Annotated in this window: 12 protein-coding genes and 1 tRNA gene; 4 read left to right on the top strand and 9 right to left on the bottom strand. The window is 61.7% G+C overall.

The annotated features are described in order from the left end of the window. Positions 1–32: 32 nt before the first annotated feature. A complete protein-coding gene (locus C2L64_RS31505) occupies positions 33–854 on the bottom strand; it encodes a response regulator (protein WP_009771171.1) in 822 nt (273 codons plus the stop codon). Between the two features lie 257 nt (positions 855–1111). On the opposite strand from C2L64_RS31505, the gene C2L64_RS31510 reads away from it, so the two are divergent. Next, on the top strand, positions 1112–2629 hold the full coding sequence (locus C2L64_RS31510; protein ID WP_039902882.1) for an ATP-binding protein: 1518 nt from the start codon (positions 1112–1114) through the stop codon (positions 2627–2629). Then, a complete protein-coding gene (locus C2L64_RS31515; RefSeq protein WP_007732481.1) occupies positions 2622–3371 on the top strand; it encodes a response regulator in 750 nt (249 codons plus the stop codon). Before C2L64_RS31510 ends, C2L64_RS31515 begins: the two co-directional genes overlap by 8 nt. Positions 3372–3384: 13 nt before the next feature. Here the strand turns inward: C2L64_RS31515 and C2L64_RS31520 are convergent, their stop codons facing one another. From C2L64_RS31520 to C2L64_RS31530, 3 genes are all read right to left on the bottom strand, one after another. Beyond that, the gene (locus C2L64_RS31520; protein WP_007732480.1) at positions 3385–3642 is read right to left on the bottom strand and encodes an H-NS family nucleoid-associated regulatory protein; all 258 of its coding nucleotides are present in this window, start codon (positions 3640–3642) and stop codon (positions 3385–3387) included. Positions 3643–3723: 81 nt separating this feature from the next. Continuing rightward, positions 3724–3954, bottom strand: coding sequence for a hypothetical protein (locus tag C2L64_RS31525; protein ID WP_009771169.1), 231 nt, complete (start codon positions 3952–3954; stop codon positions 3724–3726). A gap of 260 nt (positions 3955–4214) precedes the next feature. After that, entirely contained in the window at positions 4215–5012 is a 798-nt protein-coding gene (locus C2L64_RS31530) for a hypothetical protein (RefSeq protein ID WP_009771168.1), read from the bottom strand. Between the two features lie 99 nt (positions 5013–5111). On the opposite strand from C2L64_RS31530, the gene C2L64_RS31535 reads away from it, so the two are divergent. Then, complete coding sequence (locus C2L64_RS31535; RefSeq protein WP_009771167.1) at positions 5112–5453, top strand: helix-turn-helix domain-containing protein; 342 nt, start codon at positions 5112–5114, stop codon at positions 5451–5453. Positions 5454–5557: 104 nt separating this feature from the next. Here the strand turns inward: C2L64_RS31535 and C2L64_RS31540 are convergent, their stop codons facing one another. The 5 genes from C2L64_RS31540 to rpoD form a co-directional block, all read right to left on the bottom strand. After that, a complete protein-coding gene (locus C2L64_RS31540) occupies positions 5558–7348 on the bottom strand; it encodes an acyl-CoA dehydrogenase (RefSeq protein ID WP_103153733.1) in 1791 nt (596 codons plus the stop codon). 183 nt (positions 7349–7531) lie between these two features. Next, positions 7532–8545: an AraC family transcriptional regulator gene (locus C2L64_RS31545; RefSeq protein ID WP_007748278.1), complete on the bottom strand. Its 1014-nt coding sequence runs from the start codon at positions 8543–8545 to the stop codon at positions 7532–7534. Positions 8546–8599: 54 nt separating this feature from the next. Beyond that, the gene (locus tag C2L64_RS31550) at positions 8600–10372 is read right to left on the bottom strand and encodes an SWIM zinc finger family protein (protein ID WP_039903069.1); all 1773 of its coding nucleotides are present in this window, start codon (positions 10370–10372) and stop codon (positions 8600–8602) included. A gap of 239 nt (positions 10373–10611) precedes the next feature. Beyond that, positions 10612–10699: transfer RNA gene (locus C2L64_RS31555), tRNA-Ile, on the bottom strand. A gap of 182 nt (positions 10700–10881) precedes the next feature. After that, complete coding sequence (gene rpoD, locus C2L64_RS31560) at positions 10882–12930, bottom strand: RNA polymerase sigma factor RpoD (protein WP_009771563.1); 2049 nt, start codon at positions 12928–12930, stop codon at positions 10882–10884. Between the two features lie 61 nt (positions 12931–12991). Between rpoD and C2L64_RS55095 the strand changes: the two genes are divergently transcribed. After that, positions 12992–13339, top strand: coding sequence for a hypothetical protein (locus C2L64_RS55095; protein WP_009771562.1), 348 nt, complete (start codon positions 12992–12994; stop codon positions 13337–13339). Positions 13340–13349 lie beyond the last annotated feature (10 nt).

Raw genomic sequence — 13349 nt, forward strand, 5'->3', positions numbered from 1 at the left:
CGTGGCGGTTCTAATACCGCGCAATGCATGCGCTACTGGATTCTTCGCGCCGTATTGTCGAAACGCATGCGCTCTTCGGCCACGATGGGCACTGCAACATCGAGCATCGGCGCCCGCGCTTCATCCCGATCGTCCGCGGCGCCATGGCGCGGCAGCGCGTCGTCGGGCGCGAACATATAGCCTTCGCCGCGCAAGGTCTTGATGTATTGCCGGCCCGTCGGCGACAGTTTCAACGCGGCGCGCAGCCTGAATACGACGACGTCGAGTCCGCGTTCCGTCACGCTGCAATGCCGTCTCAGCATGTTGAGGATACGCACGCGCGACAGCACCTTCATCGGGTTCGACGCGAGCACCACGAGCAGCGCGAATTCCGTGCTGCGCAACGGCACTTCCACGCCTCCACGACTGAGCACGCGGTCGGCAACGTCGACTTCGAAATCGTCGAATGCGATCGGCGCGCGCTCGATATGCATCGGCACATGCGACGGCGGTCCCGAACGCAATGCGTTGCGCACCCGTGCGATCATCTCGCGCGGATCGTGTGGATCGACGACATAGTCGTTCGCGCCGAGCTCGAACGAGAGCACCTTGTCGACGACGTCGTCGGACCGGCTGACGATAATCACAGGCAGGTCGTAGCCAAGCGAACGGATACGCCGCAATGCAGCCAGGCCGTCGACTTCAGGCAAGCCGTGACGCATGACGATCAGCGACGGCACTTCGACCTCCAGGCGCCGTTCCAGCGAGTCGGTGTTGTACAGGACGGACATCTCGATCTTGTGCTGCTGCACATGTGCCCGAAGCATGTCGCGGCTTGCCTGATCAGGCTCGACGACGAGCAGATGGATGGTCATGAAGTATCCGTCCTTCTCCCATTTGAATGGAGGACCATGATAGAGAGCAACTGTGCAGGCAAGACGGTGAAAATTAAGGAGATTGTGTGGAGATCGCCGAACGGTCGTCCGTCGCCGCGCGCGTCGCGTCAAAATAGCGCCGTGGCGGCATATCGATAGCAACTGGCATGCGTGCGGCGCTCGAGCGCTGGCCAAAGCATGCCGACAGGGAAACACAGGGTGGCAAGCATGAAAAGTGGCGACCGTGGGGTCTCGCCATGAGAATCGGCATTACGTCGAAGCTCTTCGTCGCGATTTCGGCGGCGTGCATACTCGTGGCCGTCACGATGGGCGTTGCCGTGCGCTGGAGTTTCGAACAAGGCTTTCTCGGCTATCTGCAGCGCCAGTCGCAAACACATTCCTTGCGCTTGCAGCAGGAACTCGAAGCTGCGTGGGCGAAGCATCGGAGCTGGGATTTCATCAAGGACCCGGTGACGGCAGCGGCCGCGATTCCCGAGGTGATCGACGCAGGCGTGCCGCCTCCCGGTCCGTCCGGCCCGCTCGACATGAACGCGCCGCACGATGGGCCGCCGCCCGACGGCGCGCCGGGCGGCAACGGCGGGGAACCGGGGCCGCCGCCTGGCGACGCGGGCACGCCTCTCGACATGCGCGACATGCGAAGCCCGGGACCGCTGGGCAACCGCCATCCGCCGTTCCGTGTCTACGACACGGACATGCATAGCGTGCTACAAAAGGGACCGCCACCGCCGCCCGATGCCCCGCGCCTGCCGCTGACCGTCGACGGCAAGGTGATAGGCTGGCTGGTCGTCGCCGGGCCCGAAGTGATGTTTCATTCCGCCGACCGGCAATTTCAGGCGCAGCAGGTTCGCGCGACGTGGATCATCGCCGGCTTCGCCGCGTTGCTGGCCGCTGGTGTCGCCATAGTGCTTTCGCGTTTGCTGCTCGCGCCCGTGCGGCGCCTCGTGCTGGCGACGCATCGGCTCGCGAGCGGCGACTATTCGATTCGCGTCCCCGATGCGGGCAGCGATGAACTGCACAATCTCGCCGCCGACTTCAACCGGCTCGCGATCTCGCTCGGCAACGCCGAACGTTCGCGCCGCAATCTGATCGCGGATATTTCGCATGAGTTGCGTACGCCGCTTGCCGTGCTGCGCGGCGAACTCGAAGCAATCGAAGACGGCGTGCGCAAGCCCGACCGCGCGACGCTCGCGTCGCTGCAGGCGGAAGTCGCGCTGCTGAGCCAGTTGATCGACGATCTCTACGAGCTGTCGCTCGCGGACATCGGCGAACTGTCTTTCGAGAAAGTACGGCTCGACGTCGCGCCTATCGTCGAAGCCGCCGCCGAATCGTTCAAGGACAGGCTCGCCGACAAGAAGATCGCGCTGGAAACGGATATCGGCGCCGCGAGCGTCATCATGCTCGGCGACCCGTATCGGCTGACGCAGTTGATGAAGAACCTGCTCGAAAACGCGTTGCGCTATACCGATTCCGGCGGCAAGGTCCGCGTGGCCGTCGCGAAGCACGAGCATGAGATACGGATCGATGTGCAGGATACGCACCCCGCCGTGCCAGAGCCTTTGCTGCCGCATCTGTTCGACCGGCTGTTTCGCGTCGATGCGTCGCGCAGCCGTCAAAGCGGCGGCGCGGGCCTCGGGCTTGCGCTGTGCAAACATATCGTCGGCCAGCATGGCGGCACCATCGACGCATTGCGTTCGCCGCTGGGAGGACTGTGGATCGCGGTCCGGTTCGCTACGTTAGAAACCAAAGATGACTGACTCTTCACTTGCCCGTTCGCCTGCTTCCGTGCTGATCGTCGAAGACGAGCCGAAGCTGTCGGCACTGCTCACCGACTATCTGCGCGCAGAGAACTTCCACACCCAGGTGATCGAAGATGGCCGCGAGGTGATCGCCTCGGTACGTGCGCATCCGCCTTCGCTGATTCTGCTCGATCTGATGCTGCCGGGACGCGGCGGGCTGGAGATCTGCCGCGAGTTGCGGACGTTTTCGGATGTGCCCGTGATCATCCTGACCGCGCGTGTCGATGAAATCGACCGCTTGCTCGGTCTCGAACTCGGCGCCGACGATTACGTGTGCAAGCCGTTCAGCCCGCGTGAAGTCGTGGCGCGCGTGAAGGCGATCCTGCGCCGCATCGAGTCGCTATCGGGCGTGGCGCGCGCCGGCGCGGAATCTGTTTCGAGCGGACTGGCGATCGATCTCGACAGGCATGTCGCATCGCTCGATGGAAAAGACCTCAATCTCACGCCGATTGAAATCAGGCTGCTCGCGCTGTTGCACTCGACGCCCGGCCGCATCTATTCGCGCGATCATCTGCTGCGGCAACTGTATGACGATCATCGGGTCGTCGCCGACCGGACGGTCGACTCGCATGTGAAGAACTTGCGCCGCAAGCTTCAGAATGTCCGCCCGGATCACGACATGATCCGTTCGATTTATGGCGTAGGTTATCGGCTGGACGTCGTGCCGCCCGAGTGCCGCGACGATGGCGATCCAGGTTGATGGATCTTTTCGCCTAGCCTTCGCAGCGGAAGAAATCGATGTTCTGGCCCGATGCGACTGCGCGGCGCAGCCATTCGGGCAAATCGCCCCGGCCATCCCAGACATGGCCTGACGCATCCTGATAGCGGATGGCGCGTGCATTTTTTTCGTCTTCGGCGAACGAGCGTTCCAGCGCGTCGAACGTGATGCCGAATTCGCTCATTCGATTCTGGATCCACGCGATCAGGCGCTCCCGCGCCTGGCCGTCGAGTTTTGCGATTGAAGTAGACATTGCTCGTGCGATTCGAAGTGCGATTCGTAGTGTGGAGAGATCAGCAATCCATTCGTACGGGCGAAACCAGGACTGACGGACTCAATTGCGCCGCCGCGCATCGATGCGAACCACTGAGTCGAACAGCTCCTGGGCTCGTGCCAGTTCGTCGAGCGCACGGTCCAGTTGCGCGACGGCGGCGGCATGCCCGGCCGTTGACGCGGCATCTTCCGGGTCGGCGCGCACGGCGCGAAAAGCCAGATCGACATTGCGTGTCGCTTCGACAAAACGCTGTGCGGCCTGAGCCTGCCTCGATTGCATCATTGCCGACATAAGCATTCCTCCATCTGGATTCGGTTCGGATATTCAGCGTGCGATGCGTGGGGCGCGCCCATTTGCGGTTCGCGCCGATGGCTGTCGATACGAGCCAGCGCTACAAAATGGATTGACTGCGGCATGCTGCCGATTTTCTCTCCGCTCGGTGCGAAGCGCCAGGTCTGATTTGCAACAGCGTGCGGTTTAGTACACAAACACCCGACATTCAGTGTTCCCAGGTTTTATGCGCCGGACGCCTGTTTCTGATCCCCGTCTGTTTATAGGGCGAAGCTGGCCTGCGCGTGCGCCGCGTTGAAGGCCGCCATGGCCTCGACGGGCGGCATGTCGAACAGATCGCGCGTGAAGCCGCGCATGCGCTCCTGCGGCGGCCGGGTGCGCAAACGCCCGACCAGATCGATGAAGGCCGCAAAGTCGCCGTCGCGCGTGGCCTTGTTGACCTCCGCGAAGTCACGCGCCTTGAGCACGACAGGTTGCGCAAGCCGCACGAAATACGGCGCTTCCAGCTCGACGGCGAGTGCGACGGGATAGCGCTTGCCGCTCAGTTCGCTCGCGCGCGATGTGCAATCGACGACGGCCGTGCCTTGCGCGGGACCGAGCGCCTTGCCGGTGCTGACGCTGCGCAGGTGCTCCGGGTAGATGTGCAGCCGCGTCCCCATGCTCAGTTCGGTGGGCGACGAACACACCAGCGCGTAGTGCTGCTCTCTGCGCCGCCCCGAAGGCAACACCGTGCGGCTGACGATGAACGCATGTGGCGGCAGCTGCCGCACCTGGCCCGTACTGTCGATCCACGCATTCCACAGCAGCATGTCTTCGCGCTTGCGCCCGCCTTGCCGCGGCTTGCTCGACGCCGGCGAAAAGAGCGCGAGCAGCGAGCCGGTGCGATGCGCCGCAATCTGCGCGCTATTGCCGAGCGACTGACCGACACCCCACAGAAAACGCCCGCCGCCCAGCCTCCGTTCCCATTCCTTCTGGAGAACGATGCTGGGGAGTTCCTCGCTGGATTCGGTGCCTGTCTTGGTCCAGCAGAACGTGGGCGGTAGGTGCTTCAGTGTCATCAACTTCCTCGGGACTGCCACTCGGCTCGCCGACTTGCGGGCCATTGGCGAAATAGTCAGCCATTCAACAAGCGTTAATGTATAGATATAATGCATGGAATGGAAGCCCCGAAGAGCGATTTTCCCGTACAGGACCTGTTGCGCCGGTTGATGGCGGACATGCGCTCGTCCAGTGAAATTGCACGGCTTTCCGGGGTTAGCCAGCCTACGGTGTCGCGGCTTCGGCTGTCGAAAGGGCGCCGTGTGCGCAAGAGCGTGTCATTCAATAAGCTATGCAGTTTCTATGGCGTGGAAGCGCGCCATGTCGGCGGGCGGGCGACGGGCTACAACGAGTTGCTGCGCAACGCGATCGTCGACGCGTGGGACGGCTCGGAAGAGCACGGCCGCGCGTTGCTTGTGGTGATAAAGGGCTTGAAGGGGTTGAGCGCGAAGGTGGAGTGAGCGGTGCGCTCGCGGGGGTTTGCGGAGGGTTTGGGGCGGGTTTGAAGCGGACGGGCTTCGCGTTCAGTCGAAGCCCGTCGATGGATTGCGGGTGGTTTGCGGGTTTAGAACTGGTCTTCGGACAGCGCGAGGAAGCCCTCGCCGCCCTTCGCGCTCGTGATCGACGCTTCTAGCGCCACCGCCTGCGGCAGCAGATGTTCCGCGAAGAACTGCGCGGTCGCGATCTTCGCGCCGTAGAACGACGGATCCTGCGCGTGTTTCTCTTGCGCTGCGAGCATTGCGCGCGCCATCTGCCAGCCGCCCAGCACAATGCCCGCAAGCTTCAGATACGGCACGCTGCCTGCGAACACTGCATTCGGATCGCTCTTCGTATTCGCGACGACATACGCCACGACCGACTGCAACGCATCATGTCCAAGTGACAAGTGCTTTTGCATCGAATCGAACGCTGCGCCCTTATGCTGCTTCAGTGCTTCGACCGTCTGCGCAATCTGCGCAAGCAGTACTTTTGCAACTGCGCCGCCGTCGCGCACTGTCTTGCGCCCGACGAGATCGTTCGCCTGAATGGCCGTCGTGCCTTCGTAAATCGGCAGGATGCGAGCGTCGCGATAGTACTGTGCCGCGCCCGTTTCCTCGATGAAGCCCATGCCGCCATGCACCTGCACGCCAAGGCTCGCGACATCCACCGATAGCTCCGTGCTCCAGCCCTTCACGATCGGCACCAGGTATTCATAGATCGCCTGATGTTCCGCACGCTTCGCTTCGTCGGGATGGCGATGCGCGAGATCGCTGTGCGACGCCGCGACGTACGCCAATGCGCGCGAGCCTTCCGTGAGCGCGCGCATCGTCGACAGCATGCGACGCACGTCGGGATGCTGAATGATCGATACGGCCTCCTTGGCGGAACCGTCCACTGGCCGGCTCTGCACGCGGTCCTTCGCGTACGCGACGGCCTTCTGGTACGCACGATCCGATATGGCCACGCCCTGCATGCCGACCGCAAACCGCGCCGCGTTCATCATGATGAACATGTATTCGAGGCCGCGATTCTCTTCACCGATCAGGTGACCGATGGCTCCCCCATGATCCCCGAACTGAAGAACGGCCGTCGGACTCGCCTTGATCCCGAGCTTGTGTTCGATCGACACGCAGTGCACGTCGTTGCGCTCACCCAGCGATCCATCCTCATTGACGAGGAACTTCGGCACGACGAACAGCGAAATGCCCTTCACGCCTTCAGGCGCATCCGGCGTGCGTGCGAGCACGAGGTGGACGATGTTGTCCGCCATGTCGTGCTCGCCCCACGTGATGAAAATCTTCGTGCCGAACAGCTTGAAAGAACCATCGCCCTGCGGCTCGGCGCGCGTGCGCACTAGCGCGAGATCGGAGCCGGCTTGCGGCTCGGTGAGATTCATCGTGCCAGTCCATTCGCCCGAGATGAGCTTCGGCACGTAGGTCTGCTTTTGCGCTTCAGTGCCCGCCGTGAGCAGCGCCTCGATCGCGCCATCGGTCAGCAGCGGACACAGCGCGAACGACAGGTTCGACGCGTTAAGCATCTCGATACACGCCGTCGCGATCAGCTTCGGCAGGCCCTGGCCTTCGTATTCGACGGGATGCTGCACGCCCTGCCAGCCGCCCGCGGCGAACTGGCGGAACGCATCGGCGAAACCGGGCGTCGCTGTGACGTGGCCGTCTTTCCAGCTGCTCGGATTCCTGTCGCCTTCGACGTTCAGCGGCGCCAGCACTTCGCCGCACAGCTTCGCGGATTCTTCAAGCACGGCTTGTGCCGTCTCGAGACCCGCTTCCTCGAAGCCGGGCAGCTTCGCGATGTCGTCGATGCCGCTCAATTCCTCGAGCACGAAAAGCATGTCTTTTACGGGGGCGATATAACTCATGGTCGATCTTCCAATCAGGCGTTCAATGGATCACTGCCACGGCGCCCGATAGAAGCGAAGGCCAAGCGGTGACGATACCTGCCGATCGTAACGGTATCTCCGGCGATTCGGCTGTCCAAACCGGCCCGCGTACTGACAAACCTGGCCACATCGAATGGGGGGTAGATCCCACCCACCCGTGGGTTACCCCGCCTGTAAGGGCCGCCGATACGTGCCCGGCGTGCTGCCCGTCCAGTGGCGAAATGCGCGGTGGAAGGCGCTGGGATCGTCGAATCCAATATCGCCGGCGATCACGGCGATCGTGTCCTGCGTGTCCGTGAGGCGCTGGATCGCGATATCGCGCCGCAGCTCGTCCTTGAGCAGCTGAAACGTCGTCTCCTCCGACGACAGACGCCGGCACAGCGTGCGTACCGAGCAATGCAGGCTTTTGGCGGCCTGGTCGATGGTCGGCAGGTCCGGCAGTTCTCCCGCGAGATACTGCCGCACGCGATGGCTGACTCGCTGCTCGCTGAACGTTTCGAAGATCCACTCGCCAGGCGAACGGGCGAGAAATTTGCGCAGATTGCGTTTGCTCTGGCGGATCGGCATGTCGAGAAACGCCGCGCTGCAACGCATCAGCGTCGCGTTGCAGCCGAAACGCACGGGGCCGGAGAAGAAGTAGCGGTGATCGAATGCATGCGGCGGTTGCGGACACGCGAAATCGACCTGCAGCAGCGGGATTTTCTGACCGATCAGCCATGAAGACACACCATGCGCGAGTTTGAGCATCAGTTCCTGGCCGAGCGGGCCGATGCTGCCATACGCAGGGTTAGGACGCAGTTCGACCTGCGCCATCAGGTCGTCGCGGCGCGACTCGATGTGGAAATCGTCGAGCACGATATGAAAGAACTGGCCGAAACGATGCAGCGCGGTTTCGAGGTTGGGTGCGTCGAGCAGACTGAGGCAAAGAAACTTCAGCGTGCCGCTGCGAAACGGGCGACTGAAGATGCCGGGCATTTCGTCGTCGAGTTCGATCGCGAGTGTGCGGTAGAGCATGGAAAACTGTTCTTCCGTCACCCGTGCGCCGGCTGCGCTGCGCAGTTCGGGCGTGATCCCGGCTTGCTCGAGATAGCGCTGCATGACGTCGGGCTGCGCGTCGGCGGCGGCGAGAAAGCCGTTGACGAGGGAGATGGGGACGGTGGCGCTGGGCGCTTGCATGCTTTCGGTTGGTTCGGGGCTGCCCTGGTACGGATGAACGCTTTCCCAGCGCAGTCAGGATAACGTGTTGAGCAATACCATGAAGTTACGCTTTGCACGATAGGTACGGCGAATCTCGTCAAGTTCAGCAGCGAATTGCGCGTCTTCACCGAGTTTGCCCCGCAGCGCGGCGATGGCCTGCACGATTTCGAATGCGTCTTTGTATTGCGCCGCTCCCGTACCTCTTGCAACAGTGCCGGGTAGCAGATTGTGATAAATAACAAGGGCATCGCGCGGATGCGTCACGGCACGCACGGCCGCCATCTGTTGAACTATCTGCGTTGCGACGGGACCGCCGGTAAACGCGTTCCATGCAGCCTCGTTGTCGTGCTCGGCCAGATAGACCTTGACCAGTTCGGTACGCGTCGTCGTGTCCCATATGCTGCGCTTCGCTTTCCCAGCCTCCTCCTTCCCGACGCAATCCCACATGTGTTCGAGCGCGCGCTGCCGCGTCTCGTCATGCTTGCCTGTCGCGGTCGCAACCTTCAGCAGGGCTTTGAACGCGAGGGCGCCGGTGTGGGATACGAAACGCCGCCATGCATATGCATCTGCCTTGTCGACATCACCGCGACTCAGATAGCCATCGATGCAGAACGCCAACAGTTCTGGATCGAAATTCTTTTTTAATTCTTCGATGCCACGTTCTGCCCATGCGAGCCCTTCATCCAAGCGGCCATGGTCCCGGCAAAGCGATGCCACCTGCAGGAATTGATACGAGGTCGACAAGTCTTTCGATTTGATGCGAATCAGTGCGTCGACGTCTCCGTCGAACTCTGCGAGAGCGGCCATCGCGTGAGTGACTTTCGAGCGCCGCGAGTCGTACGCGTAGGCGCTGTTGCTTGTAGCAAGCGCCGGAAGCTCGCTCCATTGTTCGTTGAGCAGTTCCCGATAGATCCGCAACCCCACATCGCCTAACGCCTCGGCGTAAGCCGGAAACACGTCGTGAAACGTGCCCCACTGGCCCTCCAGCTGAAAGCGGAAAAGCCGCTCCGCGAGCTTTTCCGGCTCGGGGCGGGTCCGCTCGCACGCTTCGAGGTGGATGGCCGCGAGTTCGTTGATAGCTGGCAACACATAGCCGTTCGAATCGTCCATTCGCTCCAGGCTGCTCTCAGCCTCGTCAATCGCGAGTTCAGCGAGTTCGACGACGTCGGCCGCATTGGGTCCGTTGAGCCGCGCCCTCAGTACGTCGCGCAACGAAAACAGACCCTCTGAATATTCGGCGACCTCCCGCCAGTCGTGCATCGCGCGCCTGACGCGCGTCGCCTGCCGGACAGCGGATTTCATGCCCGGCAAATCGCTTGCATTAGCCGAACGCGCAGCCAGCAACAGCTTGTCGCGAAGCGCCACGTCACGCTCGACCGCTTCCATCAACCAGGTTCGAAGCGCGTCCGCATCCAGTGACGCCACATATTCGTGAACCTGTTCCGCGTAGGTCTTTCGCTTCTTGCGCGGCTTTTTCGGTTGTGTCTCCTCATCGGGCTGGAACACCTCCGTGCCGGAATTTTCTAGCCAGGACAGCGCGACGGCGACCGCATGCTTGCAAAAGCTCGCGGCCCGGCTTACGGGACAATCGCAGTAGCACGTAAGTCCGCCATATCGAGTGGTCAGCTCGACGTTGTACGGTTCAGTGCCGCGCACGATTGCGCGCACGCCACCGTCTTTCTCCTCGAGGCGCGATACCTTGCCGCCATGGAAATAGGCTTTGCCGCGTGCGAAGGTTTTCTCGTCGCTGCGCGACATAATTTCGGCCAAAGTGAGGACTTCTGCGAGGTTCGCGGATTGAGACATCGGAAAGCTGGCGTAATGGCGAATTCAGATAGGCCGACCCATGATGCAAAGCGGCATGGGGATGACAGAAAGCATAACAGGCGGCCCTGTTGGTTCGGACAGCCGCTTCGTTTATTGGAGCGGGAGCCGCTGCTTGTTATGTTGCAATTTTGCTGGCAGCCAGCATGAAGACGCAAGCCCGCCCCGTGTCCTGTCAGGCAGGTACACACAGCGGCGAACTTCGAAATTTTGGGGAATGTTGGTGGGCCGGGTGGGAGTCGAACCCACGGTGTCCTTTCGGAGGCGGATTATGAGTCCGCTGCCTGCAACCAGCACGGCGTCCGGCCCAACGATGCTTCGCAACGGAAGCTGGAGAAAACCAACAAAAAGACCCGGTCTGAAGGCCGGGCCTGTCTGTCGATTGGCCGACATACTACACGAAAACAGGGCTTCCGGGATCGCTTCGCTGAACAAAGCCATCGGGAAGCCCTGACGTAGTGCCACGTGTTACGGCCAGCAAACAGGTTCGGTCAGTTTCCTTCGAGGAACGACTTCAGCTTGTCCGAGCGGCTCGGGTGACGCAGCTTGCGCAGCGCCTTCGCCTCGATCTGGCGGATACGCTCACGCGTCACGTCGAACTGCTTGCCGACTTCTTCGAGCGTATGGTCCGTGCTCATTTCGATACCGAAACGCATGCGCAGCACCTTCGCCTCGCGCGGCGTCAGCGAATCGAGCACGTCCTTCACGACATCGCGCATGCTGGCGTGCAGCGCGGCGTCGGCCGGCGCGACCGTGTTGTTGTCCTCGATGAAGTCGCCCAGATGCGAATCGTCGTCGTCGCCGATCGGCGTTTCCATCGAGATCGGTTCCTTCGCGATCTTCATGATCTTGCGGATCTTGTCTTCCGGCATCTCCATCTTCTCGGCCAGCGTTGCCGGATCCGGCTCGAGACCGGTTTCCTGCAGAATCTGACGCGAGATGCGGTTCATCTTGTTGATCGTCTCGATCATGTGAACCGGGATACGGATCGTGCGCGCCTGGTCCGCGATCGAACGGGTAATGGCCTGACGGATCCACCACGTTGCGTACGTCGAGAACTTGTAGCCGCGGCGATATTCGAACTTGTCCACGGCCTTCATCAGGCCGATGTTGCCTTCCTGAATAAGATCCAGGAACTGCAGACCACGGTTCGTGTACTTCTTCGCGATCGAGATCACGAGACGCAGGTTCGCCTCGGTCATTTCGCGCTTCGCCTGACGCGCCTTCAGTTCGCCCGCCGCCATCTGGCGATTGGTTTCCTTCAGGTCCTTCAGCGGCAGCACGACACGCGCCTGCAAGTCGAGCAGACGCTGCTGCTGCTCGCGAATGGCCGGCACGTTACGCGACAGGATCGCGCTATACGCGTGATTCTCGGTGACGATCTTGTCGGCCCATTCGAGGTCCGTCTCGCTGCCCGGGAAACGCGCGATGAACTCCGCACGCGGCATGCCGCACTTGTCGACCACCGTGTGCAGGATCTGACGCTCGACCTGACGCACTTCGTCCACCTGCGCGCGCAGCGTGTCGCACAGACGCTCGACCGTACGCGCGGTGAAGCGGATCATCATCAGCTCTTCCTGAATGGTTTCCTGCGCCTTCAGGTAGGACTTCGACTTGTAGCCTTCCTTTTCGAACGCGCGGCGCATCTTGTCGAACCATTCGCTGATCATCGCGAATTTCTCGAGCGACATCCGCTTCAGTTCTTCGAGCTGGGCGGCGTTGGCCGTCGCTTGCGCGGCGCCGTCGTCGTCTTCCTCTTCTTCCTCGTCCGCCTCTGCCTCTTCTTCTTCCTCGTTCTCGATCGCTTCGGCTTCCTGTTCGGAGAAGCCGTCTGTGTCCTCGGCGTTCGTGTCGATCAGGCCGTCGACCAGTTCGTCGATGCGGATCTCTTCATTCGCGACACGCTCGGCCATCGCGAGAATGTCGGCGATCGTGGTCGGGCAGGCGGAGATGGCCATCACCATGTGCTTCAGGCCGTCTTCGATGCGCTTGGCGATTTCGATTTCGCCTTCGCGCGTGAGCAGCTCGACCGTGCCCATTTCGCGCATGTACATACGCACCGGGTCGGTCGTGCGGCCGAATTCGGAATCGACGGTGGACAGCGCGACTTCTGCTTCCTCTTCCACTTCATCATCCGACGAAGCGTTGGGGGCGTTGTCGTTCAGCAGCAGCGTTTCGGCATCGGGCGCCTGTTCGTAGACGGCGACACCCATGTCGTTGAACGTGCTGATGATGCCTTCGATCGCCTCGGTTTCCGTGAAGTTGTCCGGGAGGTGGTCGTTGATTTCGCCGTAGGTCAGGAAGCCACGCTCCTTGCCGAGCTTGATCAGCGCACGCAGCTTCGAGCGGCGCTCTTCGAGCTCCTCGACGGTGCCAGGCTGCGAAGACGCGAACGCGTCCTTGAGCAGCGCCTTCTCCTTTGCGCGGCGGTCGCGTGCCTTGACCTTTTCGACCTTGCCCGTAGCGGGAGTTGCGGCGGCTGCTTCTTCGCTCGGGGATGCGTCGTCATCGACGGATACTTCGTTCAGCTTTTTCGTCATGGAGTTCGCCATACCGGCTGTAGTCTCGACTGCCGGCTGCTGGACGACAGCCGGTTGAACCGTGGATACCAAAGACTCGCGGGGAGCCGCATCGTCCTGCGCGACATCCGCTTCCCTTTCGCTGCTGACTCCCTGCCGCTTCGCGACCGACGCCACCGACTTCGATGTCACCGATGCCGCCCGCGCGGCCGAAACGGTCGAGGCTTTTTTCCGGGCAACCGGCGTAGCAGCGGTTTCGGCAGACTTTTTTGGTACGGAAGGAGCCGACCCGGCTGCGCTGACCCCGGTGGTCGTTTTCGGCTCGTCCGAGCCGCTGCCTGTCGCCTTTTTTCCGCCTGTAGTCTTTACCATTGCAATCGCCTTATATCGCCTTTGCCTGGAGAAAAACAAAACCGCTGAAATCTTTTAATTATAGCATT

Origin of the sequence: Paraburkholderia hospita (genome assembly GCF_002902965.1) — a bacterium.
Taxonomy (GTDB): Bacteria; Pseudomonadota; Gammaproteobacteria; order Burkholderiales; family Burkholderiaceae; genus Paraburkholderia; species Paraburkholderia hospita.

Bases quoted from the DNA above. Each gene is read 5' to 3' on its own strand.
- C2L64_RS31505 (WP_009771171.1), bottom strand. From the start codon at position 854: ATGACCATCCATCTGCTCGTCGTCGAGCCTGATCAGGCAAGCCGCGAC.
- C2L64_RS31510 (WP_039902882.1), top strand. From the start codon at position 1,112: ATGAGAATCGGCATTACGTCGAAGCTCTTCGTCGCGATTTCGGCGGCG.
- C2L64_RS31515 (WP_007732481.1), top strand. From the start codon at position 2,622: ATGACTGACTCTTCACTTGCCCGTTCGCCTGCTTCCGTGCTGATCGTC.
- C2L64_RS31520 (WP_007732480.1), bottom strand. From the start codon at position 3,642: ATGTCTACTTCAATCGCAAAACTCGACGGCCAGGCGCGGGAGCGCCTG.
- C2L64_RS31525 (WP_009771169.1), bottom strand. From the start codon at position 3,954: ATGTCGGCAATGATGCAATCGAGGCAGGCTCAGGCCGCACAGCGTTTT.
- C2L64_RS31530 (WP_009771168.1), bottom strand. From the start codon at position 5,012: ATGACACTGAAGCACCTACCGCCCACGTTCTGCTGGACCAAGACAGGC.
- C2L64_RS31535 (WP_009771167.1), top strand. From the start codon at position 5,112: ATGGAAGCCCCGAAGAGCGATTTTCCCGTACAGGACCTGTTGCGCCGG.
- C2L64_RS31540 (WP_103153733.1), bottom strand. From the start codon at position 7,348: ATGAGTTATATCGCCCCCGTAAAAGACATGCTTTTCGTGCTCGAGGAA.
- C2L64_RS31545 (WP_007748278.1), bottom strand. From the start codon at position 8,545: ATGCAAGCGCCCAGCGCCACCGTCCCCATCTCCCTCGTCAACGGCTTT.
- C2L64_RS31550 (WP_039903069.1), bottom strand. From the start codon at position 10,372: ATGTCTCAATCCGCGAACCTCGCAGAAGTCCTCACTTTGGCCGAAATT.
- rpoD (WP_009771563.1), bottom strand. From the start codon at position 12,930: ATGACGAAAAAGCTGAACGAAGTATCCGTCGATGACGACGCATCCCCG.